We start from the raw sequence: 25,880 nt of genomic DNA, 5'->3' as shown, positions 1-25,880 counted from the left end.
CTTGGCGGGCAAAAAACAAGCCGAGGATTATACCCGAGCTATGACCTCACGCGCCAGTTGAGGTCGGGTTTGATGCGGGAACATTGCGTTTTAAAAGCTCAAGTAGCTGAATTTTTTCTTCGCCACTCAATTCGCTTTGACGCGATTTCCTGAGAAGTTGTTCCAAAACACGCTCACGTTGACGAGCGGACAAGCTTTTAATGGTGTCGAAAAACTGTTGTTCAAGGTTGTCGCCCTCAATCAACCACTCCTTTTCTGCCAGCGCCTTGATCAGGCGGCCCTGTTCGGTGCCGTGCCAGCGCGCCATCAGTTGATGAATAGAGCGTAGCTTAGGATTTTTCTGAACAGCTTCGATCAGGGCGACCAGCAACTGGGTGTTGGTGTTGTCGTCGGCGGCGAAATGCCCGGCGTCTTCAACTTTCTCGGCCAGTTGCGGGTGATGCAGCAATGTTCGAAGGGCTGACAGTGTTGGGGGTTCGACGGCGGCCGGAACGCGCGGGGCACGTGGTTGATCCCGATCGCCATTACGCTTGCCCTTTTTGTCCCAGGGCTTGTTCTCCCACTTCTTGCCGCCCGCGCCGCTTTTCTTCGGCGTCCATTCCTGCTGCGGCACATAGGTCTCTTGAGGCTCGTGGTAGTCGGCGTAGTCCGGTATACCGTCGTAATCGATGCCGGCGTCGTACACCGGAGGCGCCTCTTGTGGCGCGCTATGCACCAACTGGCTGACGGCCTCGTTGTTGAGCCCGGTAATTTCACTGAGGCGCTGGCGCATCAGGGTCCGCAGATTGGCTCCGGGGACCTTGTCGATCAGTGGTGCAGCCAGGGTGGCCAGGTGGGCCTTGCCCTCGAGCGAGCGTGGATCCGCTTCGTCGGTCAGTTGCTGGAAGAAATAATCGGCCAGCGGTTGAGCGTGTTGATTGATGCGTGCGCGAAAGGCGTCGGTGCCCTCGGAGCGGATCAGGGTATCCGGGTCTTCCCCTTCGGGAAGAAACAGAAAACGTGCCCGGCGACCGTCCTGCAGGCTGGACAGGGTCGCCTCCAGCGCGCGCCAGGCGGCCTTGCGTCCAGCCTGATCGCCGTCGAAGCAGAACAGGACGCTCGGCACGATGCGGAACAGGCGCTTGAGGTGTTCTTCGCTGGTGGCGGTGCCCAGGGTCGCAACGGCGTTACGCAGGCCTTGTTGGGCGAGGGCAATCACGTCCATATAGCCTTCGACGACGATGATTTCGTCGAGGTTGCGGTTGTTCTTGCGAGCCTCGAACAGGCCGTAAAGCTCCTGGCCCTTGTGAAACACCGGGGTTTCTGGCGAGTTCAGGTATTTCGGCTTGTCGTCGCCCAGTACCCGGCCACCAAAGGCGATGATCCGGCCGCGACTGTCGCGGATCGGAAACATCACTCGGTCGCGGAAGCGATCGTAGCGTTTGCCGGTTTCGGCATTTTCGATCAGCAGGCCGGCGTCGATCATGGCTTTCTGTTGCAGGGTGTCGCTGCTCAGGTGCTTGAACAGATTGTCCCAGCCGGGTGGCGCAAAGCCGAGGCCGAAATCGCGAGCGATTTCGCCGGTCAGGCCGCGGCCCTTGAGGTAATCGACTGCTGCCTTGCGGGCTGGATGGCTTTTCAGGGCCTGGCGATAGTAATCGGCGGCGGCGGTCAGCAGCGGGTAGAGCGGCGAATCGGTCGGCTGGCGGGGTTTGTGCGAGCGGCCGCTTTCCTCCCGTGGGACTTCCATGCCGGCGGCTTTGGCCAGTTCCTCGACCGCCTGGGGGAAGTCCAGGTTGTCGTGGTCCATGATGAAGCCGAGGGCGTTCCCGCCTGCGCCACAGCCGAAGCAGTAGTAGAACTGCTTGTCGGGGCTGACGCTGAAGGAAGGCGTCTTTTCCTTGTGGAACGGACAGCAGGCGGTGTAGTTCTTACCGGCCTTTTTCATCTGCAGGCGCGAGCTGACGACATCGACGATGTCGGTGCGGTTCAGAAGGTCGTCAATAAAGCTCTGGGGAATCAGCCCGGCCATGGCGTTCTCGTCATCACTGCGCGAAAGAATTGGACCAATGCGAAGGCTTCGAAAGTGGGCTGTTCGAGACGCAACGGCTGTGCGTTCGACCATCTGTCGTCGGCTTGATCGCTATCGGGAAGTGTATCTGCCGAAAGTCCACTGACGTTAGTTTCAATCAGTCTTCGACTATTTGAAGATATTGCTCTGAGTCCGACAGGTCTCGGATGGCTCATAAGCGGACGCTGGAGAAGGGCGCCTTGGGCTGAGTCTGTTGAGGAATCAGAATAAAAGTGTGCTCGTCAGTAGCCTTGGAAGGCTCGTCAGAAGAGACGTGCACCGCTGGCAGGAAGCCAGGTCTGACGTGGTGAAGCGGATTGTCGCGGTCGCATGGGCGGCGTTGACGGTGAAGCATCAAGCGTTGTCCGCAAATGCCATTAGCCCGGCTGAGGGCCGGGCTTGGCAGAAGCTTGCAGCGAACGTCTGTGTATTAGTACAGACGTACGGCGCGGCGCTGTTCGCGCTGAACTTTCTTGGCGTGACGCTTAACAGCAGCAGCTGCTTTGCGCTTACGCTCGGAAGTCGGCTTCTCGTAAAATTCGCGGCTACGAACTTCAGCCAGAACACCGGCTTTTTCGCAGGAGCGCTTGAAACGACGCAGAGCTACGTCGAAGGGTTCGTTCTCTTTAACTTTGACGGCTGGCATCCAGAGCTACCTTCATTCATTACCGGGGTCAACGTTCTCGTCGCAAAAATCGCGGCTGAGGTCGTCGGTTTTTAAGGGTTGCGGATGTTAACCCCTCATCGCTCGGAATGCAAAGCCTCTGATCGAAAACCGCTGGTCGGCTGAGGGAGTGGCGACTATTATGCGCGCCTTCGAATTTAGCCTCTACAAGGCGCCAACCCATGCTAGTACTGGGATTAGAAACTTCCTGCGACGAAACCGGCGTCGCGCTTTATGACAGCGAACGTGGCCTGTTGGCTGACGCGCTGTTCAGTCAGATCGACCTGCATCGGGCCTATGGTGGCGTGGTGCCGGAGCTGGCTTCTCGCGATCACGTCAAGCGCATGCTGCCCCTGATCCGTCAGGTTCTGGCCGAGGCGGACTGTGTGCCGACCGAAATCGATGCCATTGCCTATACCGCTGGTCCCGGCCTGGTTGGAGCCCTTCTGGTGGGTGCCTCCTGTGCGCAGGCGCTGGCCTTCGCCTGGGATATTCCGGCGCTGGGTGTGCACCATATGGAAGGCCACCTGCTGGCCCCGATGCTGGAAGAACAACCGCCGGAGTTTCCGTTCGTCGCTTTGCTGGTTTCCGGTGGTCACACGCAGCTGGTGCGGGTCGATGGCATTGGCCAATACGAACTGATGGGCGAAACCCTGGATGATGCCGCCGGTGAAGCCTTCGACAAGACAGCGAAGATGATCGGCCTGAATTATCCGGGCGGTCCGGAAATCGCTCGTCTGGCCACACACGGCGTGGCCGGGCGCTTTATCTTCCCGCGGCCGATGACCGATCGTCCGGGGCTGGATTTCAGTTTCAGCGGCTTGAAAACCTTTGCCCTGAACACCTGGCAACAATGCGTCGGCGCTGGGGACGACGGCGAACAAACCCGTTGCGACATCTCGCTCGCCTTCCAGCAGGCGGTGGTGGAAACTCTGACCATCAAATGCAAGCGAGCCTTGAAGCAGGCAGGGCTCAAGCGTCTTGTTATTGCTGGCGGCGTGAGTGCCAACAAGGCTTTGCGTGCGTCGCTGGAGAAAATGCTCGGCGAGATGAAGGGAAATGTGTTTTACGCCCGTCCTGAGTTCTGCACCGACAACGGCGCGATGATCGCGTTTGCCGGTTGCCAGCGCTTGCAGGCAGGTCAGCAGGAGAGCCTGGCGATCAGTGTGCAGGCGCGTTGGCCGATGGAGCAGTTGTTGCCGTTGTGAGTCGGTATCTATCCGACCTGAGCCCGGTTCATCTTCAAGATTCAGAAATGCCGTTCGCGCCCGGCAAACAGGTCGCGTAGATTGCCGCGGTGGCGCCAGACGATGAGCAGTGTGAGCACGCTCATCGGCAGCAGCGCCGCCGGTGCCTGCCACGCCAGCAATGGCAAGGTCAGGGGCGTGGCGATCAGGGCTGCCAGCGAGCTGGTGCGGGTCAGGTAGAAGATCAGGAGCCAGGCGGCAATGGCCAGGAGCGCCGCTGGCGGGTAAAGCCCCAGCAGCATCCCGGCGGCGGTGGCGACACCTTTGCCACCGCGAAAGCGGAAATACACCGGGAACAGATGGCCCAGTACGGCGTAGAGCCCGATCCAGGCCTGTTGTTGGAGCGAAAGGCCTGCGAGACTGGCGATCAGCACGGGCAGCAGCCCTTTGAGCAGGTCGCCGAGCAGGGTCAGTACGGCAAGTTTCTTGCCGGCCAGGCGCAGCATGTTGGTGGCGCCGGCATTGCCCGAGCCACTCATTCGCGGATCGGGTGTGCCGGTCAGGCGGCTGAGCAAAATGGCGAAGGACAGCGAGCCGAGCAGGTAGGCGAAGATCGCCAGTAACCAAAACATGCTAACTATTCCGGGCGAGGACGCCCTGATTCTAACGGCGCATTGCGCCCTTGTCGTGCTGCGGAGAAGAGTGCTTGGACAGAGTGTTTATCGAGGGCCTGGAAGTCGACACGGTGATCGGTGCCTACGATTGGGAGCGAGGCATCCGGCAATGCCTGCGCCTTGACCTGAGCTTCGCCTGGGACAACCGCCCGGCCGCGGCCGGTGACGACCTGACCCTGGCGCTCGACTATGCCAGCGTGTCTTCGCGGATCCAGGCATTTGCCGAACAGGCGCAGTTCCAGCTGGTGGAGACGTTTGCCGAGCGTCTGGCTGAAGTCCTCATGAATGAATTCCATATTCCCTGGTTGCACCTCAAGCTGACCAAACCCGGTGCTGTCGCGGCCGCCAAAGGGGTTGGCGTGGAGATCGAGCGCGGATGTCGCTAACTCAGGTATTTCTTGGGCTCGGCAGCAATATCGAGCGCGAAACCCATCTGCTGGCCGGGCTCGAAGCCCTGGCGAGCTTCCTGCTGGATATGCGCTGCTCGGCGGTGTTTGAAAGCCAGCCGGTGGGGATCAAGAGCGGGCCGTTCTTCAATCTGGTGGTTTCGGGCTTGACCGATCTGCCGCTGATGGAACTGGACCGTCGGTTGAAGTTCATCGAGGCGGACAACGGTCGTTATGCCCCGGACCGCAAAGGCTTGCCGCTGGATATCGATGTGTTGCTGTACGGCGATCTGGTGGGCAATTTCGACGGTTTGATCCTGCCGCGCGCAGAGATTCTGAAGAACGCCTTTGTGCTTTGGCCCTTGTCGTTGATGGCGCCGGAGCGGGTTCATCCGCTGGCGGGGCAGGACTTCGCCACCCTCTGGCGCGAAGCCCGGATCGACCAGGTGCTGGCGCCCGTAGCTTTTGAGTGGCGGGGCAGGCAACTGACGCCGCCGGAGCTGGGATAGCTCTGGTTGGCGCAGTTCTGGCTGACTGCGATCGGCAGGCGAGCAAGCTGGCTTCTATGGAGGCGCTTGCTCGTGATGTTTCTTACTGCGAGTACTGCTCTTTGTAGGCCTTCAGCGCCTTCAGTCGTTCCCGTTTCAGCGCCTCCCCCAGCTCCGGCCCTTTGAATCCCTGCTCCAGCAGCGGTTGTACCGCGACCGTTCGCGCCGCCGTGGCCGCGCCGCGCAGATAGTCCGCCTGGGGATAGGCGCGTTCCTCCAGGCCGAGACGGCCGCGGGCATCCATTTCACAGGCGGCGATAAACTCCTCGAAACGCTGTGGTCGACGGTACACGTCAAAGCTTTGCAGCAGCTCTGCCAATGTCGAAGGTTTCAGTTCGAGGGCGCGATGGCCGTGGGTGTGGTATTGGCCCACCAACAGCGCCAGTTCCTGGCAGTCGCGTGGCGCCTTGAAGCGCTCATTGACCTGCTTGATCAGCTTCAGGCCCTTGTGCTCGTGCGCGATGTGTTGTGGCCATTCACTTTGCGGTGTCAGGCCCTTGCCCAGGTCATGTAACAGGCTCGCCCAGCGTACGCTCAATGGCTGCTTGTGCAGTGCCGCCTGCTCGAGAACGCTCAGCGTATGCACGCCGCTGTCGATCTCCGGGTGATGGGCGGCGGGTTGCGGAACGCCGAACAGTGCCTCCACTTCAGGTATCAGGACCTTGAGCGCCCCACAGTCGCGCAGTACCTGGATGAACACCTGAGGGTGATCTTCCATCAGTGCGCGGGAGATTTCCTTCCAGCTGCGTTCCGGCGTCAGGGCTTCCAGCTCGCCTGATTCGCTGAGTTGGCGCATCAGTTCGAGGGTGTCAGGCGCTACCCGGAAACCGAGCCCGGCGTAGCGAGCCGCAAAGCGGGCAACGCGCAGGATGCGCAGGGGATCTTCGGCGAATGCTGGGGAAACGTGGCGCAGCAGGCGGTTTTCCAGATCCTGCTGGCCGTGATACGGATCCGTCAGAACACCGTGGTCGTCTTCGGCCATGGCATTGATCGTCAGGTCGCGGCGGATCAGGTCTTCTTCGAGAGTGACCTCGGGGCTGGCGTGAAAGGTAAAGCCGCCATAGCCACGACCGCTCTTGCGTTCGGTGCGGGCCAGGGCGTATTCCTCGCCGCTCTTGGGGTGAAGAAAGACCGGAAAGTCCGAACCCACCGGGCGAAAACCCTTGGCGAGCATTTCTTCGGCCGTGGCGCCGACTACCACCCAATCGATGTCGGTTACCGGTTTGCCCAGCAGGCGATCGCGTACCGCACCGCCGACCTTGTAAATCTGCATAAAAACCTCCGTTAGCCCGACAGAATAACCCTTGCGCCGAGCTTTCGGAGGTTTGTCATGCGCTCAGAGGTGGATGACCGCCAGGTCCAGGCGGCCGTAGTCCCCTTCGTTGTGATCGCTTCTTGGCGGTACGTGATGGGTTTTCACCACCTGGTCGCCCTGCAGGGTTTCCAGATGGATGTCGAACCCCCATAGCCGGTGCAGGTGTTTGAGGACCTCGTCGGTAGAGTCGCCCAACGGTTTGCGGTCGTGCTGTTGGTGGCGCAGGGTCAGTGAGCGGTCGCCTCGCCTGTCGATGCTCCAGATCTGCACGTTAGGCTCGCGATTGCCCAGGTTGTACTGGGCGGCGAGGGTTTCGCGGATGATCCGATAGCCGCTTTCGTCATGAATGGCCGGTACCAGCAAGTCGTCTTTCTGGTCGTCGTCCAGGATGCTGAACAGCTTGAGGTCGCGGATGACCTTGGGCGACAGGTATTGCAGGATGAAGCTCTCGTCCTTGAAGCTGCTCATGGCGAACTTGATGCTGGAAAGCCAGTCGGTCCCGGCCAGTTCCGGGAACCAGCGGCGGTCCTCCTCGGTCGGCTCTTCGCAGATGCGCCGGATATCGCGGTACATGGCGAAACCCAGGGTGTAGGGGTTGATGCCGTTGTAGTAAGGGCTGTCGAAGCCGGGCTGGAAGACCACGCTGGTGTGGGAGGCGAGGAATTCCATCATGAAGCCATCGGTCACCAGGCCTTCGTCATACAGGTCGTTCATCAGGGTGTAGTGCCAGAACGTTGCCCAGCCTTCGTTCATCACCTGGGTCTGGCGTTGTGGGTAGAAGTACTGGGCGATCTTGCGCACGATCCGCACGATTTCCCGTTGCCACGGTTCCAGCAGCGGCGCGTGTTTCTCGATGAAATACAGGATGTTTTCCTGCGGTTCGGCGGGGAAGCGCGCGTTGTCCTTGTCGCTGAACTTGTCCGTGCCTTTGGGAATGGTGCGCCACAGGTCGTTGATCTGTTTCTGCAGGTGTTCTTCCCGGTCCTTTTGCCGGCGCCGTTCTTCTTCCGCAGAAATCGGATAGGGGCGTTTGTAGCGGTCCACCCCGTAGTTCATCAGGGCATGGCAGGAGTCCAGCAGGTCTTCCACGGCATCGATGCCGTGGCGCTCTTCGCACTGCATGATGTACTGCTTGGCGAACACCAGGTAATCGATGATCGAGCTGGCATCCGTCCAGGTGCGGAACAGATAGTTGCCCTTGAAGAAGCTGTTGTGGCCATAGCAGGCGTGGGCCACTACCAGCGCCTGCATGCAGATGGTGTTTTCTTCCATCAGGTAGGCGATGCAGGGGTCCGAGTTGATCACGATCTCGTAGGCCAGCCCCATCTGGCCGCGGCTGTAGGACTTTTCGGTACTAAGGAAGTGCTTGCCGTAGGACCAATGGTGATAACCCAGGGGCATGCCGACAGAGGCGTAGGCATCCATCATCTGTTCGGCGGTGATCACTTCGATCTGGTTGGGATAGGTATCCAGGGCATAGCGCGCCGCAATACGGCTGATTTCGCGGTCGTAGGCCTGGATCAGCTCGAACGTCCATTCCGAACCGGTGGAGATAGGCTGGCGTTTCTGCTCTCTGGCGGTCATGTCACTAACCTGCGCTGGAAGAGTTCACGGAAGACCGGATAGATATCTCCGGCCGAGACCAGTTGCTGCTGGGCGAAAGTATCGGAAAAGGCTTCGGCTATGCGCTCGTATTCGAACCACAGGGCCTGATGTTCGCGCGGGGTAATCTCCACGTAAGTGTAGTACTGCACGAAGGGCATGATCTGGTTGATCAGGATGTCGCGGCAGATCGGCGAGTCGTCGTTCCAGTTGTCGCCGTCGGAAGCCTGGGCGGCGTAGATGTTCCACTCGTTGCTCGGATAACGCTCGGCCATGATCTCCTGCATCAGTTTCAAGGCGCTGGAGACGATGGTGCCGCCGGTTTCCCGGGAGTAGAAGAACTCCTCCTCGTCCACTTCCCGTGCGCTGGTATGGTGGCGGATGAACACCACGTCGATCTTGTCGTAGTTGCGCTTGAGAAACAGGTACAGAAGGATGAAGAAGCGCTTGGCGATGTCCTTGGTGGCCTGGGTCATGGAGCCGGAAACGTCCATCAGGCAAAACATCACGGCCTTGGAGCTGGGGTTGGGTTGTTTGACCAGCAGGTTGTACTTGAGGTCGAAGGTGTCGAGGAACGGCACCCGATGAATGCGGGCGCTGAGACGCTCGATTTCCGCCTCCATTTCCTGAATATCGCCGAAATTGTCCGGTTCTTCGCGTTTCAGGCGTTCAAGTTGCTCTTTGACTTCGCGCAGTTTTGCCCGGCTGCTGCCGGACAGGGCAATGCGCCGGGCATGGGCCGAGCGCAGGGTCCGGATGATATTGATGCGAGAAGGATTGCCTTCGTTGCTGATCCCGGCCCGGACGGTCTTGAAGGTGTCGGTTCCGCTCAGGTTGCGCTTGACCAGGTTCGGCAGTTCCAGGTCCTCGAACATGAACTCGAGGAATTCCTCCTGGGTAATCTGAAAAACGAATTCATCCATGCCTTCGCCGGAGTTGCCAGCCTTGCCCCGGCCGCCTCCGCCACCCCCGCCTTGAGGGCGTGCTATGTGCTCGCCGGCCGTGAACTCCTTGTTTCCCGGGTGCACCACGGTCTGTTTGCCGCCGCGCCCATGATGGAGCACGGGCTCATCGATATCCCGACCTGGAATGCTGATTTGTTCGCCATGTTCCATGTCAGTGATGGAACGGCGGCTGACCGCCTCTTCGACGGCCTTCTTGATGTGGTCACGATAGCGCCGCAGAAACCGCTGACGGTTTACCGTGCTTTTGTTCTTACCATTGAGACGTCGGTCGATCACATAACTCATGACTGCTCCTTAGAAGCGGTCTTGAAGCTCGCAAGCGGCCCGGACGGGGAGAGGGGGCGGTAAGGTGTCTTGCCGCCGGTACTCTGTCCGAGCCTCGCTGCGAGCGTTCAAACGCGCTTCCTGAAGCCTGTGTAGCAGAAATCGCTAAGACAGGCTCCTGGCTGACGACAACCGGTGCAACCGGCGGGTTACTGCGATTTTCTGACCCGCAGATACCACTCGGACAGCAGTCGTACCTGTTTGTCGGTGTAGCCGCGCTCGACCATTCGGGTAACAAAGTCGTTGTGTTTCTGTTGATCCTCTTTGCTGGCCTTGGCATTGAAGCTGATGACCGGGAGCAGATCCTCGGTGTTGGAGAACATTTTCTTCTCGATGACCACCCGCAGCTTTTCGTAGCTGAGCCAGGTCGGGTTCTTGCCGTTGTTGTTGGCTCGGGCTCGCAGTACGAAATTGACGATTTCGTTGCGGAAGTCCTTCGGATTGCTGATGCCGGCCGGTTTCTCGATTTTCTCCAGCTCTTCGTTGAGCGCGACCCGATTGAGGATCTCGCCGGTTTCCGGATCGCGGTATTCCTGATCCTGAATCCAGAAGTCCGCATACAGCACATAGCGGTCGAAGATGTTCTGGCCGTATTCGCTGTAGGACTCCAGGTACGCGGTCTGGATTTCCTTGCCGATGAACTCGATGTACCGCGGAGCCAGGTATTCCTTCAGGAAGCGTAGGTAGCGTTCGCGGGTTTCTGCCTGGAATTGCTCCTGTTCGATCTGCTGTTCGAGTACGTAGAGCAGGTGCACCGGGTTGGCCGCGATCTCGTGGGGATCGAAGTTGAAGACTTTCGACAGGATCTTGAAGGCGAAGCGGGTCGACAGACCGTTCATGCCCTCATCCACGCCAGCGGCATCGCGGTATTCCTGGATCGACTTGGCTTTCGGATCGGTGTCCTTGAGGTTCTCGCCGTCGTAGACGCGCATTTTCGAGTAGATGTTCGAGTTCTCAGGCTCCTTGAGGCGCGAGAGCACGGTGAACTGAGCGAGCATCTTCAGGGTATCGGGAGCGCAATGCGCCTTGGACAGGGAGCTGTTGAACAGCAGTTTGTCGTAGATTTTGACTTCGTCGCTGACCCTCAGGCAGTAAGGGACCTTGACGATATAGATCCGGTCGATGAAGGCTTCGTTGTTCTTGTTGTTACGGAAGGTGTGCCATTCCGATTCGTTGGAGTGAGCCAGCAGGATGCCGGTAAAGGGGATCGCGCCCAGTCCCTCGGTACTGTTGTAGTTGCCTTCCTGGGTAGCCGTCAGCAATGGGTGCAGCACCTTGATCGGTGCCTTGAACATTTCGACGAACTCCATCAGGCCCTGGTTGGCCCGGCACAATGCGCCTGAATAGCTATAGGCGTCGGCGTCGTTCTGCGGGAATTCCTCCAGCTTGCGAATATCGACCTTGCCCACCAGTGCGGAAATGTCCTGGTTGTTTTCGTCCCCCGGTTCAGTCTTGGCGACGGCGATCTGGTTGAGGATCGAAGGATAGAGTTTCACCACTCGGAACTGGCTGATGTCGCCACCGAACTCGGACAGGCGCTTGGTGGCCCAGGGCGACATGATGGTGTTCAGGTAGCGCCGTGGAATACCGAAGTCTTCTTCGAGGATTGCGCCATCTTCCGTGGCGTTGAACAACCCGAGAGGCGACTCGAATACCGGAGAGCCCTTGATGGCGTAGAAGGGCACCTTCTCGATCAGTTGTTTGAGTTTCTCGGCCAGGGATGATTTACCGCCACCGACAGGACCGAGGAGGTAGAGGATCTGCTTCTTCTCTTCCAGGCCCTGAGCGGCATGGCGGAAGTAGGAGACGATCTGGTCGATGCATTCTTCCATTCCATGGAAGTCTTCAAAGGCCGGATAGCGACGGATCACTTTGTTGGAGAAGATCCGTGACAGTCTCGAATTGGTCGATGTGTCCAGCAGCTCTGGTTCACCGATAGCCAGGAGCAGGCGTTCAGCAGCCGACGCGTAGGCGCTACGGTCCTTTTTGCAGAGCTCCAGGTACTCCTGTAACGAGAACTCTTCCTGGCGTGTGGATTCGAAGCGTTGTTGGAAGTGGCTAAAAATACTCATGACGTCACCTCGCTCGATACGTGGAGCCGACGCCGGATCAGTCAGTCAAGTGCTGGCATGCAACCGGGAATCCGGCTGCTGTTTACCCCCCAGAACACTTTCAAAGCTATCGACCTTGAAAGCTAGTACCGATGACCCGCACGCCGGTGTACCGGCTCTCCCCTGATTGGATGGCCTGAGGCTAAGGATAGTTCGGAATCGGGGAGATAAAGGTGGAATACGCAATTTGTTCAAGTGACCGTTCGTCGGTCGAGGCGCAAGCCCGCGAGTGACGCGGGCTGGAGCATGGAAAAATTATTCGCTGCCACCCTGGGCAATTTCCGCAGGGTAGGTGGTCCGCCACAATTCGAAACCACCATCCAGGCTGTAGACGTCGGAGAACCCCTGGCTGATCAGGTAGGCCGCCGCGCTTTGGCTGGAGTTGCCGTGATAGCAGACGACCACCAGCGGGGCGTCGAGATCGGCGTTGCGGATGAAGTCGGAGATGGAGTGGTTGTCCAGATGCAGGGAGCCGCTGATGTGGTTCAAGGCAAAGGTCTGCGGATCGCGGATATCGACCACCACGGCGCCTTGCTCGCGCAGGGCCTGGGCCTGTTCTGGGGGGATGCGTTTGAATTCGCTCATGGCGGGCTCCTGGGCCGGTGGCAAGCGCCGTCTAGCGCTTGGCGGTGATTGGCATGGGTTCAGGGGAAGGTTGATTGGCCTGGGGCTTGATGTGGCCGTGGGCGTCGCACTCACACTCGAGGCGCTGGCCGGTGTCGACATTCAGCAGGGTCAGGGCACCGCCCCAGACGCAGCCAGTGTCCAGGGCAACGACGCCGGGCTGGTTGCAGTTGCCTTCGAGGGCGGCCCAGTGACCGAAGATGATTTTCACGTCCCTGGTCTTGCGTTCCTTGTGCTCGAACCAAGGAGCATAACCTGGTGGGGCGGTGTCCGGCCCCTCCTTGCCCTTGAGGTCGAGCTTGCCATCGCTGGTGCAGAAACGCATGCGAGTGAAATAGTTGGTGATCACCCGCAGACGGGTCACGCCTTTGAGCCCGCTGTCCCATTTTATCGGATCGTTGCCGTACATACCGTCCAGATAGGGTTCGAAGCGGTTGTCGTCACGCAACGCCTCTTCGACTTCGGTAGCGCACTTGAGGGCTTTTTTCAGCGACCACTGCGGCGGTATCCCCGCGTGCACCAGGACAACGTTGCGCTGTTCGTCATAGTGCATCAGCTTTTGCTGGCGCAGCCACTGGAGCAATTCCTCGCAATCCGGAGCGTTGAGGATCTCGCGCAGGGTATCGGCCTTCTTCAGGCGCTCGATATTGCGCCAGACGGCCAGCAGGTGCAGGTCGTGATTGCCCAGCACGCACACCAGGGAGTCGCGCATGGCATAAAGAAAACGCAGGGTTTCCAGCGACTGCGGGCCGCGGTTGACCAGGTCGCCGACCAGCCACAGGCGATCCTTGGCCGGGTCGAAAGCGACCTTTTCAAGCAGGCACTGCAAAGGCCCCAGGCAGCCTTGCAGGTCACCGACGGCGTAAGTCGTCATCAGTGCAGGGCTCCGGGCACGGCCAGGCGGAAGGGCGCGATGATGGCGTCGAAGTGTTGGCCATCTTCGGCGAGCATCTGATAGCAGCCCTGCATATTGCCGACGCGTGTGGTCATGACCGTGCCACTGCTGTAGGTATGGCTTTTGCCCACGGCGATCAGTGGCTGCTGGCCGACGACGCCGGCACCGCGAACTTCTTCGACGTGCCCGTCGCCATCGGTGATCACCCAGTGCCGAGAGAGCAGTTTGGCGGGCAGCAGGCCATTGTTCTGTACGGTGATGGTGTAGGCGAAGGCAAAGCGGTTCTGCTCGGGTTGCGACTGTTCTGCGAGAAAGCGGGTGACGACGCTGACGTCGATCTGATAGCGAGGATCGGACATGCAAGGGGCCTTAAAACGAAGCGGGACGCGGGACAAAGCTGATGGAGGTCAGTCTAGGCCAAGTATCGGGTAGTAAACCAGACATGGAGCCTGGCGTCTTACCCGATAACGCTGGTGGCGTGTCAGCTGGCGCTGGCGGTGTCCGCGGCTTGTTCGCCGAGCTTGTCGGCCAGGCGAACGAAGGCTGCCAGGTCCAGTTGCTCCGGACGCAGGCTGCCATCGACGCCGGCGGCTTCGATCTCGGTGCTGGAGAGCAGGGCCTTGAGGGTATTGCGCAGGGTCTTGCGGCGTTGGTTGAAGGCTTCGCGAACGATGCGCTCCAGCAGGCGATGATCCTTGGCCGGATGCGGCAGCACTGCATGTGGCACCAGGCGGACGATTGCCGAGTCGACTTTCGGTGGCGGATTGAATGCGCCAGGGCCGACATTGAACAGATGTTCCACGCGGCAGTGGTACTGGACCATGATCGATAGACGGCCCCAGTCACCACCGCCCGGGCCGGCGGCGAGGCGTTCGACCACTTCTTTTTGCAGCATGAAGTGCATGTCGCGAATCAGCCCGGCGTTCTGCAGCAGGTGAAAGATCAGTGGGGTGGAGATGTTGTAGGGCAGGTTGCCGACCACCCGCAGGCTGCCGGGCGCGGCGTTCAGGCTGTTGAAGTCGAACTTCAGGGCGTCGCCCTGGTGCAGGCTGAAATTGTCCCGGCCAGCAAACTGCTGGTTGAGGATTGGCACCAGGTCCTTGTCCAGTTCGACCACGTCCAGTCGGGCGCCGCTGTTGAGCAGGCCCTCGGTCAAGGCGCCCTGGCCTGGGCCGATTTCCAGCATGCGGTCGCCGGACTTGGCGTTGATGGAGCGCAGGATGCGGTCGATCACGCCGGCGTCATGCAGGAAGTTCTGGCCGAAGCGCTTGCGCGCCCGGTGCTGGTATTGCTCGGTCATAAACGGGTCTCGGCCATCTGGTAGGCGGTTTCCAGGGCGACTTTCAGGCTGCCGGTATCGATCTTGCCACTGCCGGCCAGATCCAGGGCAGTGCCGTGGTCGACCGAGGTGCGGATGATCGGCAGGCCCAGCGTCACGTTGACCGCGGCGCCGAAGCCTTTGTATTTCAGCACGGGCAGCCCCTGGTCGTGGTACATCGCCAGCACTGCGTCGCAGTGCTCCAGATATTTGGGGGTAAACAGAGTGTCGGCGGGCAGGGGGCCGCGCAGGTCCATGCCTTCGTTGCGCAGACGCTCCAGGGTGGGTTCGATGATATCGATTTCTTCATGGCCCAGATGTCCACCTTCGCCGGCATGCGGGTTGAGCCCGCAAACCAGGATGCGTGGCTGGGCGATGCCGAATTTGTTGCGCAGGTCCGCATGCAGAATGCGCGTAACCCGCTCCAGGCGCTCCGGGGTAATGGCGTCGGCGATGTCCCGCAGGGGCAGGTGAGTGGTCACCAGTGCCACGCGCAGGCCATGGGTGGCCAGCATCATTACCACTTGTTCGGTATGCGTCAGGTCGGCGAGAAACTCGGTATGACCGGAGAAGGCGATACCGGATTCGTTGATCACACCCTTGTGCACCGGGGCGGTAATCATGCCGTCGAAATGCCCGTCCAGGCAGCCTTGGCCTGCCCGGGTCAGGGTTTCCAGGACGAATGCGGCGTTGGCTTTGTCCAGTTGACCCGCGACGACCTTGGCCGACAGCGGGGTATCCCAGACATAGAGGCTGCCGGCGGCGGCCGGCTGGTTCGGCCAACTGTCGGGGCCGACCGCAATCAGGCTGACGGCCACACCCAGCTGCGCGGCCCGCTCGGTAAGCAGGTCGCGGCTGGTGATGGCGATCAGGGGGTGTGGCTGTTGTTGCGAGGCGAGCAACAGGCACAGGTCGGGACCTATGCCGGCTGGCTCGCCGGGGGTGAGCGCGAAACGCTTGGGTTTCACTGTGCCGCCTGGTCAGCGCCAGGAAGTTTGATCTCGACGTAGGCTTCGTCGCGAATCTGGCGCAGCCAGGTTTGCAGCTCTTCGTCGTATTTGCGGTTGCGCAGTACGGTCATCGCTTGTTGTTCGCGAGCCTGGGTGGTGCTGTCGGTGGCGCGGCGGCCGAGGACTTCCAGTACGTGCCAGCCGTAGGGGCTCTGGAACGGCTTGGACAGTTGCCCTTGCGGGGTCTTGGCCATCACGTCGCGGAACTCGGGCACCAGGGCGTTCGGGTCGATCCAGCTGAGGTCGCCACCGTTGAGCGCGGACCCCGGATCTTCCGAGTAGCTTTTCGCCAGTTCGGCAAAGTCTTCGCCGGCTTCGATGCGCTCGTAGAGCTTCTGGGCCAGGCGTTTGGTTTCTTCTTCGCTGCGAATTTCACTTGGCTTGATCAGGATGTGACGGACATGCACTTCGTCACGCATCTGATTGCCGCCGCCGCGTTTTTCCAACAGCTTCAGGATGATGAAACCGCCTGGAGTACGGGCAGGCTGGGTGATATCGCCCACTGCCATGGCGCTCAGTTCGCGGTCGAACGGAGGAGGCAGTTGAGCGGCTTTGCGCCAGCCCATGTCGCCGCCTTCCAAGGCGTTGTCGCTGCCCGAGCGGGCGATCGCCAACTGAGCGAAGTCGGCGCCTTGCTTGAGTTGCTGATAGATGTCCATGGCCTGGCGCGCGGCGTTTTGAATCGCTTCGGAGTTGGCGCTTTCCGGGGTTGGAATCAGGATATTGGCCAGGTGCAGCTCTTCGGACAGTTGCATCTTGCCCAGGTCGGAGGCGAGGAAGTTCTTCACTTCCTGCTCGGAGACCTGAATGCGCTCGGCGACACGGCGCTGACGCACACGGCTGATGATCATCTCGCGGCGGATCTGCTCACGGGCGTCCTGATAGGACAGGCCATCACGGGCCAGGGCGGCGCGGAACTGATCGGGCGTCATGTTGTTGCGTTGGGCGATAGTGCCGACGGCCTGGTTCAACTCTTCATCGGTAATGCGGATGCCGGAGCGCTCGCCGATCTGCAGTTGCAGGTTTTCGACGATCAGGCGTTCCAGTACCTGCTGGTTCAGGACCTCGGCGGGCGGCATGCCGCCACCGCGCTTGGCGATAGTTTGCTGAACTTCGTGAACCCGTTGGTCCAGCTGGCTCTGCATGACCACGTCGTTATCGACGATGGCCACCACTTTGTCGATGGGTTGTACCGCGGCGCCCGCCGCGGTACCCAGGAACAACGCGCCCAGCATCAGCGGGCGCAGACAATCAGAAAGCTTGGTCTTCACGTTCACGGTAACCTTGAATGCCTTTGTCGAGGAAGCTCTCTACCTTGGCGCCGGTCAGGCCGCCGAGTCCTTTCAGGACGATTTGGAGGAAGATGCCATGGTCGCCCTTCTCGTTCTGCGGGGCGTCTTGACTGAATTCGTCATACTTGACCCAGTAACGGTTGATCAGGCGCAGTTTCCAGCAGCAGTTGTCGTATTCGAAACCACCGAAGGCATCGAGGGTACGGTTGCGGTTGTAGTCATACTGCCAGCGGCTGATCAGGTTCCATTGCGGCACGATCGGCCAGATCACCGAGAAGTCGTGCTGCTTGATCTTGTAATAGTCCTTCACGTAGCCAGGTTGTCCTGGAGTGCCGTAGTCGCCACCGCCCACAGACCATTTGCCCGTGGACTGGTCGTAACGAACCAGGTCGTTGCGATAGCGATAACCGGCGTTGATGACCTTGTTCGGGTTGTCTTCCGGCTGGTAGTGGAACATCGCGCTGCCGGAGCGAGGGCTGCGGCTGTCCGGATCCCAGTTGTAGTCGGCAGTGGTACGCCAATCGCGGTTCCAGCGGTATTCATATTCCAGCGCATAAGGAGATACGTTGGAATGTGCATCGTCACGAGTTTTAGCGTCGATGCCTGGCAACTGGACTTCGCGGTCCTTGAAGTACAAGGCCTGGCCGACACTGATACGTTGACGTTCAAAGCCGTTTTCTTCGATCCAGCGGTTGGTGACGCCGAGAGACAGTTTGTTCTCGTCGCCTACACGGTCGGAGCCGGTGAAGCGGTTATCACGGAACAGCGACGAGTAGTTGAAAGTGGACTCGCTGGTATCGAATACCGGGATATCGCTCTGGTCTTTCTCCGGGACATAGAGATAGTAGAGGCGTGGTTCCAGGGTCTGGCGATAGTTCTTGCCGAACCATTGGGTGTTGCGGTCGAAGTACAGGCCGCTGTCGATGCTGGCGATAGGCACGCCACGGTTCTGGTTGCTGCTGTAAGTACCGTTCAGGCGATTCTGTTCCGCAGTCTGTGCGGCAACCTGGCTCTTGCCGATGCTGTCCAGATCCAGATCGTATTGGGTGTACTGGTACTTGAGGGACGGCTTCAGGAAACCATAGGTCCAGTTAAGCGGAAGGCTTACCGACGGTGCAAGATTCAGGCGGTTGCCATTGGCACGCGCCAGGCCTTGTACGTTGCGGTCGAGTCTCGGTGCGCCGACACCATTTTCATCAAAGAAGGTGCCGTTCTGCAGGTCACGATCAAACCGAACGATTTCGGTTTCATACTTGAAGTCCAGACCGCCCGGATGTTGCGGCAAGAAACCATTCAAGGTGATTTGCGGCAGACGGTTGTAAGGCGTGATGTTGGAAACCGTGGCCAGTTCATAAGCCTGGGCATTGAGGCGCGCGGTATAGGTATCGCCGCGGTAGGTCACTGCACCCTGTTGGTTCACAAAGTCTCGGCTTTCCACACCGATCTGATCGGTCTGCAGGTCCTGGAAGTAGTACGGGTCGCTGATCTTGGTGTAGTCGACCTCGGTCATCAGGCGCGAATCGAGCCCGCCCTTGTGCTGCCAGTTGTACATGTAGCGGGTTTTTTCGTAATCCGACTGCAGCTTGCGGTCATCGTTGTCGTCGTTGAGGTACGCCGCGCCGAACTGACCTTCGCTGGACTTGGTCAGGTAACGGAATTCGCCTTCCATCAACAGGCCGCGCTTGCTCATGTAGCGCGGGTACAACGTGGCGTCGTAGTTCGGCGCCAGGTTGAAGTAGTACGGAGTAACCAGCATGAAGCCGGTATCGCTGCCGCTGCCGATGGTTGGCGGCAGGAAGCCGGACTGGCGACGGTCGTCGATCGGGAAGTAGATGTACGGCGTGTACAGGACCGGAATGTCCTTGACGCGCAACGTCACGTTGGTCGCGGTGCCGAAGCCGGTCGCCGGGTTCAGGGTGATGTTGTTGCCCTTGAGTTGCCAGGCGTTGCTGCTCGGTTCGCAGGTGGTGTACGTGCCGTCCTTGAGACGGATGATCGCGTTCTCGGCACGCTTGGCGTACAGCGCGTTACCGCGGATGCGCGATTTGTGCATCACGTATTCGGCGTTGTCGACCTTGGCCTCGCCGGTGTCCAGTTGTACGTCGGCGTGATCGCCGACCAGCAGGGCGCCATTGTCGCGCAGGCGGACATTGCCGCTTAGCTCGCCACGATTCTCGGCCTGGTACAGGTTGGCCTCGTCGGCCTCGACCTGCATGCTGCCCTGGCGCATGACCACGTCACCGGCCAGGGTAGCGATCTGCTGCTCCTGCTGATAACGCGAAGCCTTGGCGCCGATAAAGGTCGGGGCGTCACTTTTATTCGTCTTGTCATTCATGCCAGGACGAATCGGTTCGATATAAGCACCAGCGCAGTAAGGACCCGTCTCGGCCAACTGGGCGGCGGTCAGCTTCTCGCGCGGAACCCAGTCGAGGTGACTGTAGTCTTCGCTGCGGGACTTCAGGCCGCGGCCCTTGGATTCGGTAACCAGCATCGGCTTGGCGCCGGTGTCTTCGCTGGTTTCGCTGCCTTCGGCCGGTGTAGCGGTGCTTGAACTGACCGCGCTCGCATCATGCACGGGGCGCGGAGGCAGTTTAGCGGCGCTGGTTTTCGGCGCGCAGTCCCAGCCGCCCGAAGCAGAGACTGAGCAGTCATACTGTTCCGCGGCGACCACGAACGAAGTGGCTAGGGGTTGCAGGGCCAGCAGACTGCCAGTCACCAACAACGGAAATTTTTTACGAAACGCGGGGGATTTCAATGCCATCTTATTAGTCCGGGCTTCCTGCGTGCCATCTGCCCGCGGTGTGGGCCGCACGCCTCTCGATGGTCTGAAAAAGATGCTGGATAATAAAGCATGACCCGCTTGACGGCTAGCGCCGTCGGAGACCCTTGCAATGCCTGACCAAGATGTACGCTTGCAACACCTGAAAGTTTGGCTCGATGAGCAGTTGTCGATTGTTTATGCCTCTAACGGTTGGGGCCCGGTGCCCCCGGCCACATTGACCGCGGCCAGCAGCGACGCGAGTTTCCGGCGGTATTTCCGCTGGGAAGGCGAAGGTCGCAGCTTTGTCGTGATGGATGCTCCACCGCCCCAGGAAAACTGCAAACCCTTCGTGGATATCGCCCATCTGTTGGCAAAATCCGCAACCAATGTGCCGAAAATTTATGCAGAAGACTTGTCGCGAGGCTTTCTTTTGCTCAATGACCTGGGCAACAAAACCTATCTGGACGTGATCGACGGTGAAAATGCCGACGCCCTGTTCAAGGATGCACTGCAAACCTTGCTGGCTTTCCAGCAGTTGCCGATGGATGCGCCATTGCCCAGTTATGACGTCGCTTTGTTGCGCCGCGAACTGGAACTGTTCCCTGAGTGGTACGTCGGACGCGAGCTGGGCGTCGAGCTGAATGAGCGCCAGCGCGGCCAATGGCAGCGGGTCAGCGAGCTGTTGATCGACAGCGCCCTGGCCCAGCCCAAGGTGCTGGTGCATCGTGACTACATGCCGCGCAACCTGATGCTCAGCGAGCCCAATCCGGGCGTGCTGGATTTCCAGGATGCGGTCTACGGCCCGGTGACCTATGACGTCACCTGCCTGTTCAAGGATGCTTTTCTCAGCTGGCCCGAAGCGCGGGTGCGCGGCTGGCTGGAAGACTACTGGCAGCAAGCGTCCCGGCTCGGGATCGCGGTACAGCCCGATTTCGAGGATTTCCTGCGCGCCAGCGACCTGATGGGCGTACAGCGCCATCTCAAGGTGATCGGGATCTTCGCGCGGATCTGCCACCGCGATGGCAAGCCCCGCTACCTGGGCGATGTGCCGCGTTTCTTCGCTTATATAGAAGCCGTCGTGGCTCGTCGACCGGAGCTGGCGGAGTTGGGTGAGCTGTTGGCCAGCCTGCGGCAACCGGTCGGAGCCTGTGTATGAAGGCGATGATTCTGGCCGCGGGCAAGGGCGAACGGATGCGCCCCTTGACCCTGAACACCCCCAAGCCCTTGATCCGCGTCGCCGGTGTGCCGCTGATCGAGTACCACCTGCGGGCGTTGGCCCGGGCGGGCTTTACCGAGATTGTCATCAACCACGCCTGGCTGGGGCAGCAGATCGAGGACCACCTGGGCGATGGCTCGCGCTTCGGCGTGAGCATCCGCTATTCGCCGGAGGGCGAGCCGCTGGAAACCGGCGGTGGTATTTTCCGCGCCTTGCCGTTGCTGGGCGACGAACCCTTTGCGGTGGTCAACGGCGATGTCTGGACCGATTACGATTTTCATTCGTTGAACCGTCCGCTGGATGCGCTGGCGCACCTGGTGTTGGTGGATAACCCGGCTCACCACACCGCCGGGGACTTCATTCTCAGCGATGCCCGGGTGCGGGACGCCGAGCCGGGTGCGCAGACCCTGACCTACAGCGGGATCGCGGTGTTGCACCCGGACCTGTTCCAGGGCTGCACACCGGGCGCGTTCAAACTGGCGCCCCTGCTGCGCAAGGCCATGGCCGATGGACAGGTCAGCGGCGAGCGCTTGCAGGGACACTGGGTCGATGTCGGGACCCATGAGCGCCTGGCGGAAGTCGAAACCTTGTTAGAAGCGAGTCACTGATATGTTGTGGCCAGGGACTCTGATCGGAGCCGGGGCTGGCTTTGCCATAGCCAGTATCCCGGGGGCCATGCTGGGAGCGTTGTTGGGACAGGCGCTGGACCGGCGCCTGCAACTGCATAGCTGGGCCCAGCTGCGTGAGCGTCTGGGCGGTCGACCGGCGCTGCGCAACGATGAACTGCTGTTCGTACTCCTGGGGCGGTTGGCGAAAAGCGATGGCCGGGTGGTCGATGGGCATATCCAGCAGGCGCGCCTGGAAATGCGCTCGCTGGACATGGGCGAAGCCGCGCAGCGCCGCGCCATTGCTGCATTCAATCGGGGCAAGTCGGGTAACGATCGGCTGCGGGGCTACCTGCGACGCCTGGCGGCGCAGCCCCATGCCGCCGAGGGTGTATTGCGTGCCTGCTGGCGGATGGTCTGGGCCGATGGCCGGGCCAGCCCCGCCGAGCGCGAGCTGATCCTGCTCTGGGGCAAGTGGCTGGGCTGGACTGTGCAGCAGGTGCAGGCGTTGGCGGCGGACTATGAGCCGAGCAAAAAACCGTTGGCCAACAGCAGTGGCACCTATCAGGACGCATTGCGCCTGCTGGGGGTCTCGGCGACCAGTGAGCCTTCGCAGATCAAGCGTGCCTACCGGCGCCTGCTCAGTCGCCATCACCCGGACAAGATTGCCGGCAGCGGCGCAAGCCCGTTGCAGGTGCGAGAAGCCACGGAGAAAACCCGCGAACTGCACAGCGCTTATGCGCTGATCCGCGAGCGTCGGGATTTTCGTTAGAGAGAGGCGCTAGAGGGAAATGCCCCGCGCCCGGTCCCGCGTCCTGTCAAAAACAGGAGCGGGGTGGGCGTGGCGGGATTCAGTCCTGCGCAGGTTGCGGGCTCAGCCAGCCGCGTACGCGTCTGAACAGCTGTTCGTTTTCGGCCCTGCTGTTGCCCGGCAGGGCGTTGAGCGAGATCTGGGTGAAGTTGGCGTTCTTCAGGCGCTTGCTCGCTTGCAGGCGTTCCAGGGCGTTCTTGCGAGCCTGCACGTTGTCCTTGTAGAAAAAGTCGGCGGTCGCCAGCTTCAGGGTTGGGGCCATCTCCGCCAATCCGGGTTTGCCGATGGACGGAGTCTGGGCGGCCACCAGCACCAGTTTTTGAATCTCCGGCGGCTGTTTTTCGCTCAGGTAGCGCGTGGCCCAATAGGCGCCGCTGCCATGACCCAGCAACACAATGCTGCGGGCGTTCTGCTGCTGGGCGTAGGTCACCGCGGCGTCGATACGGGCAAAGATCCGCTCGGCGTCGGCCTTGGCCTGCTCTTCGCTGCTCTCCACCGCCGCGCGATCGGTAATCTCGGCTTCGCCACCGGCGGCCTGTTCGATCGGTTTGGGCGCTGCCGTGGCGGCATCTTTGCTGCTAGTGTCGGCGGTCGCGGGCGCAGGGTCGGCCTCGACGATGCGCGGTTGCGCCGCATCGCTCTGCAGGTCGGGCAAGGTCAGGCTCAGGCTGCTCCAGTCGGCATCCGGCAATCTGTTGCGCAAAGGGCCGATTGCCTGAGGCCAGTCGGCGGTTTCGCCAGCGCCAGGGATGATAATCACCGCGCCCTTGGGGTCGCTGCTGTTGGCCGGCTTCCACAGGGCCAGAAAGCTCTCGCTGCCGGCTTGCAATGACTGTTGTTCGCCGGTCGGTATGACGCGTTCGAGGGCCGCGGCGTCTTCCTGGCTACGCTCAAGGAGCGGCTGGCGTTCGGCCGGTTTTTCCGCGGCAGCCTGTTCTGCCGGGGCGGGTTGCGGATCGGCCGCCTCGACCGAAAAGGCACAAGGCAGGATTAGCGACAGGCACAATGCGGGCAGTGCCGTGCGGTGGACAAGGGGCATCGGTTATTCCAGGCCAGAAGTAATCCCGGCAGCCTAATGGGTTGGTCAGTATTTGTCAGTGTGTGAGACTTCAGATGATGCGTTTTCGCTGCCTGCTGGTTATCGGCTGTATCTGCCTTCCCTTGATGGCCTGGGCGGTGCCAGCGCCGCATATTGCCCAGGCGCAGTGGGGCCCCGAGCACCAGCGGTGGCTGGAACAGCACCGGGAACTGCGGGTCGGCGTGGTGCTCCAGGCCCCCTACGCCCAGTACGACCGGCGGCTGCAACGCTTGTCCGGCGCCAATATCGAACTGATGCAGTGGCTGGCCCAGGCGATGAAGGTCGAGCTGAGTTGGCGCAACTTTGCCGATCAGGCGCAACTGGAAGCGGCGGTGCGCGCCGGTGAAGTCGATATGGCCCCGGGCCTGAGCCAGACCCCGGCTGGCCTGCGGCTCTGGCAGTTTTCCGATCCCTATATGCGCGTCCCGCAACTGGTGGTCGGCGAGCAGAAGGGCGCCGGCGCGGTGGAGCTGGAAAAGCTCGACAGCCAGACCCGCGTAGCGGTGCGCATGCCCAGCGCGGTGGCGGACTACCTGCGTGCGACCTATTCCAATCTCAATCTGCAAGGCGTGCCCCTGGAGCGCCAGGCCCTGCAATTGCTGCTCAGCCAGCAGGCGCGTTATGCGGTGATCGATGAGGCGCAGCTCAGTCGTTTGTCAGCGGAACCGGAATTCGCCGGCCTGGCGGTGGTAGGCGATATCGGCTTGCCGCAGCTGCTGCGGGTGGCTACCCGGCGTGACTGGCCCGAGCTGGCGGACATCGTGCAACGCGCCTTGCACGGTATCGCCGCCAAGGACCTGGAGCAGTTGCACAATCGCTGGTTGCAGCCCAAGTATCCGCGGCTGAGCGAGTCCCGCGGCTTCTGGCAGAACCTCAGCCTGCTGCTGGTCGTGCTGCTGTTGGCGAGCATGGCCATCGTTATCTGGCAGCGGCGCCAGCAACAGGCGCTCGAGCAGCGGCTGCTGACCACCCGCGAGGACCTGGCCCGGCGCGAGGCCAGTGAAGAAGCCTTGCGCCTGACCCAGTTTTCCATCGACCAGAGCACGGTGGGCATTCTCTGGGTCAACTGGGATAGCCATGTGCGCTACGCCAACCGCGCGGCCGAAAGCATGTTGGGCTATGCGCCGGGGGCGGTGGTCGACCGGCCGTTGAGCGACTTCGAACCCAACCTGCACATGGACCGCTGGCTTGGCCTGTGGAAGCGGGCGCGGGCCAGCGAGGACGCGCCACCCAGCTTCGAGACCCAGTGTGTCCGCGCCGACGGCAGCATCCTGCCGGCCGATGTGTCGCTGAGCTTTCTGCGCTTTCGCGATGGCGAATACCTGGTGGTTTACCTCACTGACGTCACCGAGCGTCGTCGCGCCCTGGCCGCCCTGCAGGAAAGCGAAGCGCGGTTGCAGGGGATCGCCGCCAACGTACCGGGGCTGGTGTTCCGCCTGGAACGGGCGCCGGTGACCGGGCAGATCGATTTCGCCTACATCAGCGAAGGCAGCGAGAGCCTGGTGGGTTACTCCCCGGCGACCCTCAGCCACCGCGACATAGGGCTGCGCAGCCTGGTGCACCCGGAAGACCGGGCCAGCTATCACCAGACCCAGGACCATGCCCTGGATACCGACAGCGACTGGTCCTGGCAGGGGCGGATCCTGACCCGGCAGGGCGAACAGCGCTGGGCGGAAATCAAGGCCATCACTCGCCAACTCGAGGATGGCGCCTATGTCTGGGACGGCATCGTCTGGGACATCAGCGAAAGCAAGCGCATCGAACTGGAACTGGCCAGTTCGCGCGAGCAACTGCGCGAGCTGTCGGCGCACCTGGAAAGCGTGCGCGAAGAGGAAAAGGCCCGCATCGCCCGGGAAGTGCACGACGAGTTGGGGCAGATGCTCACCGTGCTCAAGCTGGAGACCTCGATGTGCGAGCTGGCCTACGCGCAACTCGATCCGGGGCTGCACGAACGCTTGAATAGCATGAAGCGCCTGATCGCCCAGTTGTTCCAGCTGGTGCGCGATGTGGCCACGGCCTTGCGCCCGCCGATTCTCGATGCCGGGATCGCGTCGGCCATCGAGTGGCAGGCGCGGCGCTTCGAGGCACGCACGCAGATTCCTTGCCTGGTGCAGGTGCCTGACAATCTGCCGATGCTCAGCGACGCCAAGGCCATCGGTCTGTTCCGCATTCTCCAGGAGGCGCTGACCAATGTGATGCGTCATGCACAGGCGCATACTGTCGAACTGACCCTGAGCCTCGAGCACAACCAGCTGTGCATGACCATCAGCGACGACGGCCAGGGTTTCGTGGTCGAGGCCGGGCGGCCGACGTCCTTCGGTCTGGTCGGCATGCGCGAGCGGGTACTGATCATGGGCGGCAGCCTGACCCTGGACAGTCAGCTGGGCGAAGGCACCACCCTGAGCGTTACCGTGCCGCTGGAGCTGTAGGCACGAGCAGGCTCG

General features: G+C 61.0%; 22 protein-coding genes. 7 read left to right on the top strand and 15 right to left on the bottom strand.

Annotation, left to right across the window (positions count from 1 at the left end):
- Positions 1–46: 46 nt before the first annotated feature.
- Both dnaG and rpsU read right to left on the bottom strand, forming a co-directional pair.
- Positions 47–2,011, bottom strand: a complete 1,965-nt coding sequence (gene dnaG / locus IF690_RS27125; protein ID WP_202698127.1) for a DNA primase — start codon at positions 2,009–2,011, stop codon at positions 47–49.
- 469 nt (positions 2,012–2,480) lie between these two features.
- On the bottom strand, positions 2,481–2,696 hold the full coding sequence (gene rpsU, locus IF690_RS27120; RefSeq protein ID WP_002551877.1) for a 30S ribosomal protein S21: 216 nt from the start codon (positions 2,694–2,696) through the stop codon (positions 2,481–2,483).
- Between the two features lie 200 nt (positions 2,697–2,896).
- On the opposite strand from rpsU, the gene tsaD reads away from it, so the two are divergent.
- On the top strand, positions 2,897–3,922 hold the full coding sequence (gene tsaD, locus IF690_RS27115; protein WP_202698126.1) for a tRNA (adenosine(37)-N6)-threonylcarbamoyltransferase complex transferase subunit TsaD: 1,026 nt from the start codon (positions 2,897–2,899) through the stop codon (positions 3,920–3,922).
- 41 nt (positions 3,923–3,963) lie between these two features.
- Here the strand turns inward: tsaD and plsY are convergent, their stop codons facing one another.
- Positions 3,964–4,533: a glycerol-3-phosphate 1-O-acyltransferase PlsY gene (gene plsY / locus IF690_RS27110; RefSeq protein WP_202698125.1), complete on the bottom strand. Its 570-nt coding sequence runs from the start codon at positions 4,531–4,533 to the stop codon at positions 3,964–3,966.
- 74 nt (positions 4,534–4,607) lie between these two features.
- Between plsY and folB the strand changes: the two genes are divergently transcribed.
- Together folB and folK are read left to right on the top strand one after the other, a co-directional pair.
- Entirely contained in the window at positions 4,608–4,961 is a 354-nt protein-coding gene (gene folB, locus IF690_RS27105) for a dihydroneopterin aldolase (protein ID WP_023969137.1), read from the top strand.
- Positions 4,952–5,470, top strand: coding sequence for a 2-amino-4-hydroxy-6-hydroxymethyldihydropteridine diphosphokinase (folK, locus tag IF690_RS27100; RefSeq protein ID WP_202698124.1), 519 nt, complete (start codon positions 4,952–4,954; stop codon positions 5,468–5,470). Before folB ends, folK begins: the two co-directional genes overlap by 10 nt.
- A gap of 82 nt (positions 5,471–5,552) precedes the next feature.
- Here the strand turns inward: folK and IF690_RS27095 are convergent, their stop codons facing one another.
- The 11 genes from IF690_RS27095 to IF690_RS27045 form a co-directional block, all read right to left on the bottom strand.
- Positions 5,553–6,782 (bottom strand): multifunctional CCA addition/repair protein, encoded by a 1,230-nt coding sequence (locus tag IF690_RS27095; RefSeq protein ID WP_202698123.1) that lies wholly within the window; start codon positions 6,780–6,782, stop codon positions 5,553–5,555.
- A gap of 63 nt (positions 6,783–6,845) precedes the next feature.
- Complete coding sequence (locus IF690_RS27090) at positions 6,846–8,408, bottom strand: SpoVR family protein (RefSeq protein ID WP_202698122.1); 1,563 nt, start codon at positions 8,406–8,408, stop codon at positions 6,846–6,848.
- Positions 8,405–9,676: a YeaH/YhbH family protein gene (locus IF690_RS27085; protein WP_202698121.1), complete on the bottom strand. Its 1,272-nt coding sequence runs from the start codon at positions 9,674–9,676 to the stop codon at positions 8,405–8,407. Before IF690_RS27085 ends, IF690_RS27090 begins: the two co-directional genes overlap by 4 nt.
- Before the next feature lie 188 nt (positions 9,677–9,864).
- Complete coding sequence (locus IF690_RS27080) at positions 9,865–11,787, bottom strand: PrkA family serine protein kinase (RefSeq protein ID WP_007926124.1); 1,923 nt, start codon at positions 11,785–11,787, stop codon at positions 9,865–9,867.
- A 294-nt stretch (positions 11,788–12,081) separates the two neighbouring features.
- Positions 12,082–12,411 (bottom strand): thiosulfate sulfurtransferase GlpE, encoded by a 330-nt coding sequence (glpE, locus tag IF690_RS27075; protein WP_087089382.1) that lies wholly within the window; start codon positions 12,409–12,411, stop codon positions 12,082–12,084.
- A gap of 31 nt (positions 12,412–12,442) precedes the next feature.
- On the bottom strand, positions 12,443–13,324 hold the full coding sequence (locus tag IF690_RS27070) for a symmetrical bis(5'-nucleosyl)-tetraphosphatase (protein ID WP_202698120.1): 882 nt from the start codon (positions 13,322–13,324) through the stop codon (positions 12,443–12,445).
- A complete protein-coding gene (gene apaG, locus IF690_RS27065; RefSeq protein WP_202698119.1) occupies positions 13,324–13,704 on the bottom strand; it encodes a Co2+/Mg2+ efflux facilitator ApaG/CorD in 381 nt (126 codons plus the stop codon). Before apaG ends, IF690_RS27070 begins: the two co-directional genes overlap by 1 nt.
- Positions 13,705–13,826: 122 nt before the next feature.
- The gene (gene rsmA, locus IF690_RS27060; RefSeq protein ID WP_202698118.1) at positions 13,827–14,645 is read right to left on the bottom strand and encodes a 16S rRNA (adenine(1518)-N(6)/adenine(1519)-N(6))-dimethyltransferase RsmA; all 819 of its coding nucleotides are present in this window, start codon (positions 14,643–14,645) and stop codon (positions 13,827–13,829) included.
- Complete coding sequence (pdxA, locus tag IF690_RS27055; protein WP_202698117.1) at positions 14,642–15,631, bottom strand: 4-hydroxythreonine-4-phosphate dehydrogenase PdxA; 990 nt, start codon at positions 15,629–15,631, stop codon at positions 14,642–14,644. Before pdxA ends, rsmA begins: the two co-directional genes overlap by 4 nt.
- Entirely contained in the window at positions 15,628–16,944 is a 1,317-nt protein-coding gene (gene surA, locus IF690_RS27050) for a peptidylprolyl isomerase SurA (protein ID WP_202698116.1), read from the bottom strand. The genes pdxA and surA overlap by 4 nt, the downstream gene beginning before the upstream one ends.
- Positions 16,925–19,726 (bottom strand): LPS-assembly protein LptD, encoded by a 2,802-nt coding sequence (locus IF690_RS27045; protein WP_202698115.1) that lies wholly within the window; start codon positions 19,724–19,726, stop codon positions 16,925–16,927. The genes surA and IF690_RS27045 overlap by 20 nt, the downstream gene beginning before the upstream one ends.
- Before the next feature lie 130 nt (positions 19,727–19,856).
- Here IF690_RS27045 and IF690_RS27040 point away from each other — a divergent pair, with 130 nt between their 5' ends.
- From IF690_RS27040 to IF690_RS27030, 3 genes are read left to right on the top strand one after another with little or no spacing between them, the layout of a single operon-like run.
- On the top strand, positions 19,857–20,882 hold the full coding sequence (locus IF690_RS27040) for an aminoglycoside phosphotransferase family protein (RefSeq protein ID WP_202698114.1): 1,026 nt from the start codon (positions 19,857–19,859) through the stop codon (positions 20,880–20,882).
- Entirely contained in the window at positions 20,879–21,550 is a 672-nt protein-coding gene (murU, locus tag IF690_RS27035; protein WP_202698113.1) for an N-acetylmuramate alpha-1-phosphate uridylyltransferase MurU, read from the top strand. The genes IF690_RS27040 and murU overlap by 4 nt, the downstream gene beginning before the upstream one ends.
- A 1-nt stretch (position 21,551) precedes the next feature.
- Entirely contained in the window at positions 21,552–22,319 is a 768-nt protein-coding gene (locus IF690_RS27030) for a TerB family tellurite resistance protein (RefSeq protein ID WP_202698112.1), read from the top strand.
- A 79-nt stretch (positions 22,320–22,398) separates the two neighbouring features.
- Here IF690_RS27030 and IF690_RS27025 read toward each other — a convergent pair whose 3' ends face one another.
- Complete coding sequence (locus tag IF690_RS27025; RefSeq protein WP_202698111.1) at positions 22,399–23,397, bottom strand: alpha/beta hydrolase family protein; 999 nt, start codon at positions 23,395–23,397, stop codon at positions 22,399–22,401.
- 74 nt (positions 23,398–23,471) lie between these two features.
- Here IF690_RS27025 and IF690_RS27020 point away from each other — a divergent pair, with 74 nt between their 5' ends.
- On the top strand, positions 23,472–25,865 hold the full coding sequence (locus IF690_RS27020) for a PAS domain-containing sensor histidine kinase (RefSeq protein WP_202698110.1): 2,394 nt from the start codon (positions 23,472–23,474) through the stop codon (positions 25,863–25,865).
- Positions 25,866–25,880 lie beyond the last annotated feature (15 nt).

This window comes from Pseudomonas sp. SK3(2021) (assembly GCF_016772375.1).
Taxonomy (GTDB): Bacteria; Pseudomonadota; Gammaproteobacteria; order Pseudomonadales; family Pseudomonadaceae; genus Aquipseudomonas; species Aquipseudomonas chlororaphis_I.
Note: the sequence above shows the minus strand (reverse complement) of the source record. Positions and strands in the feature narration are given on the sequence as shown.

Excerpts from the sequence above, each read along its gene's own strand:
- glpE (WP_087089382.1), bottom strand. The coding sequence starts at position 12,411 with ATGAGCGAATTCAAACGCATCCCCCCAGAACAGGCCCAGGCCCTGCGC.
- IF690_RS27045 (WP_202698115.1), bottom strand. The coding sequence starts at position 19,726 with ATGGCATTGAAATCCCCCGCGTTTCGTAAAAAATTTCCGTTGTTGGTG.
- IF690_RS27030 (WP_202698112.1), top strand. The coding sequence starts at position 21,552 with ATGTTGTGGCCAGGGACTCTGATCGGAGCCGGGGCTGGCTTTGCCATA.
- tsaD (WP_202698126.1), top strand. The coding sequence starts at position 2,897 with ATGCTAGTACTGGGATTAGAAACTTCCTGCGACGAAACCGGCGTCGCG.
- IF690_RS27070 (WP_202698120.1), bottom strand. The coding sequence starts at position 13,324 with ATGACGACTTACGCCGTCGGTGACCTGCAAGGCTGCCTGGGGCCTTTG.
- IF690_RS27025 (WP_202698111.1), bottom strand. The coding sequence starts at position 23,397 with ATGCCCCTTGTCCACCGCACGGCACTGCCCGCATTGTGCCTGTCGCTA.
- IF690_RS27040 (WP_202698114.1), top strand. The coding sequence starts at position 19,857 with ATGCCTGACCAAGATGTACGCTTGCAACACCTGAAAGTTTGGCTCGAT.
- murU (WP_202698113.1), top strand. The coding sequence starts at position 20,879 with ATGAAGGCGATGATTCTGGCCGCGGGCAAGGGCGAACGGATGCGCCCC.
- apaG (WP_202698119.1), bottom strand. The coding sequence starts at position 13,704 with ATGTCCGATCCTCGCTATCAGATCGACGTCAGCGTCGTCACCCGCTTT.
- IF690_RS27020 (WP_202698110.1), top strand. The coding sequence starts at position 23,472 with ATGATGCGTTTTCGCTGCCTGCTGGTTATCGGCTGTATCTGCCTTCCC.
- IF690_RS27080 (WP_007926124.1), bottom strand. The coding sequence starts at position 11,787 with ATGAGTATTTTTAGCCACTTCCAACAACGCTTCGAATCCACACGCCAG.
- IF690_RS27090 (WP_202698122.1), bottom strand. The coding sequence starts at position 8,408 with ATGACCGCCAGAGAGCAGAAACGCCAGCCTATCTCCACCGGTTCGGAA.
- plsY (WP_202698125.1), bottom strand. The coding sequence starts at position 4,533 with ATGTTTTGGTTACTGGCGATCTTCGCCTACCTGCTCGGCTCGCTGTCC.
- dnaG (WP_202698127.1), bottom strand. The coding sequence starts at position 2,011 with ATGGCCGGGCTGATTCCCCAGAGCTTTATTGACGACCTTCTGAACCGC.
- rsmA (WP_202698118.1), bottom strand. The coding sequence starts at position 14,645 with ATGACCGAGCAATACCAGCACCGGGCGCGCAAGCGCTTCGGCCAGAAC.
- IF690_RS27085 (WP_202698121.1), bottom strand. The coding sequence starts at position 9,676 with ATGAGTTATGTGATCGACCGACGTCTCAATGGTAAGAACAAAAGCACG.
- IF690_RS27095 (WP_202698123.1), bottom strand. The coding sequence starts at position 6,782 with ATGCAGATTTACAAGGTCGGCGGTGCGGTACGCGATCGCCTGCTGGGC.
- folK (WP_202698124.1), top strand. The coding sequence starts at position 4,952 with ATGTCGCTAACTCAGGTATTTCTTGGGCTCGGCAGCAATATCGAGCGC.
- rpsU (WP_002551877.1), bottom strand. The coding sequence starts at position 2,696 with ATGCCAGCCGTCAAAGTTAAAGAGAACGAACCCTTCGACGTAGCTCTG.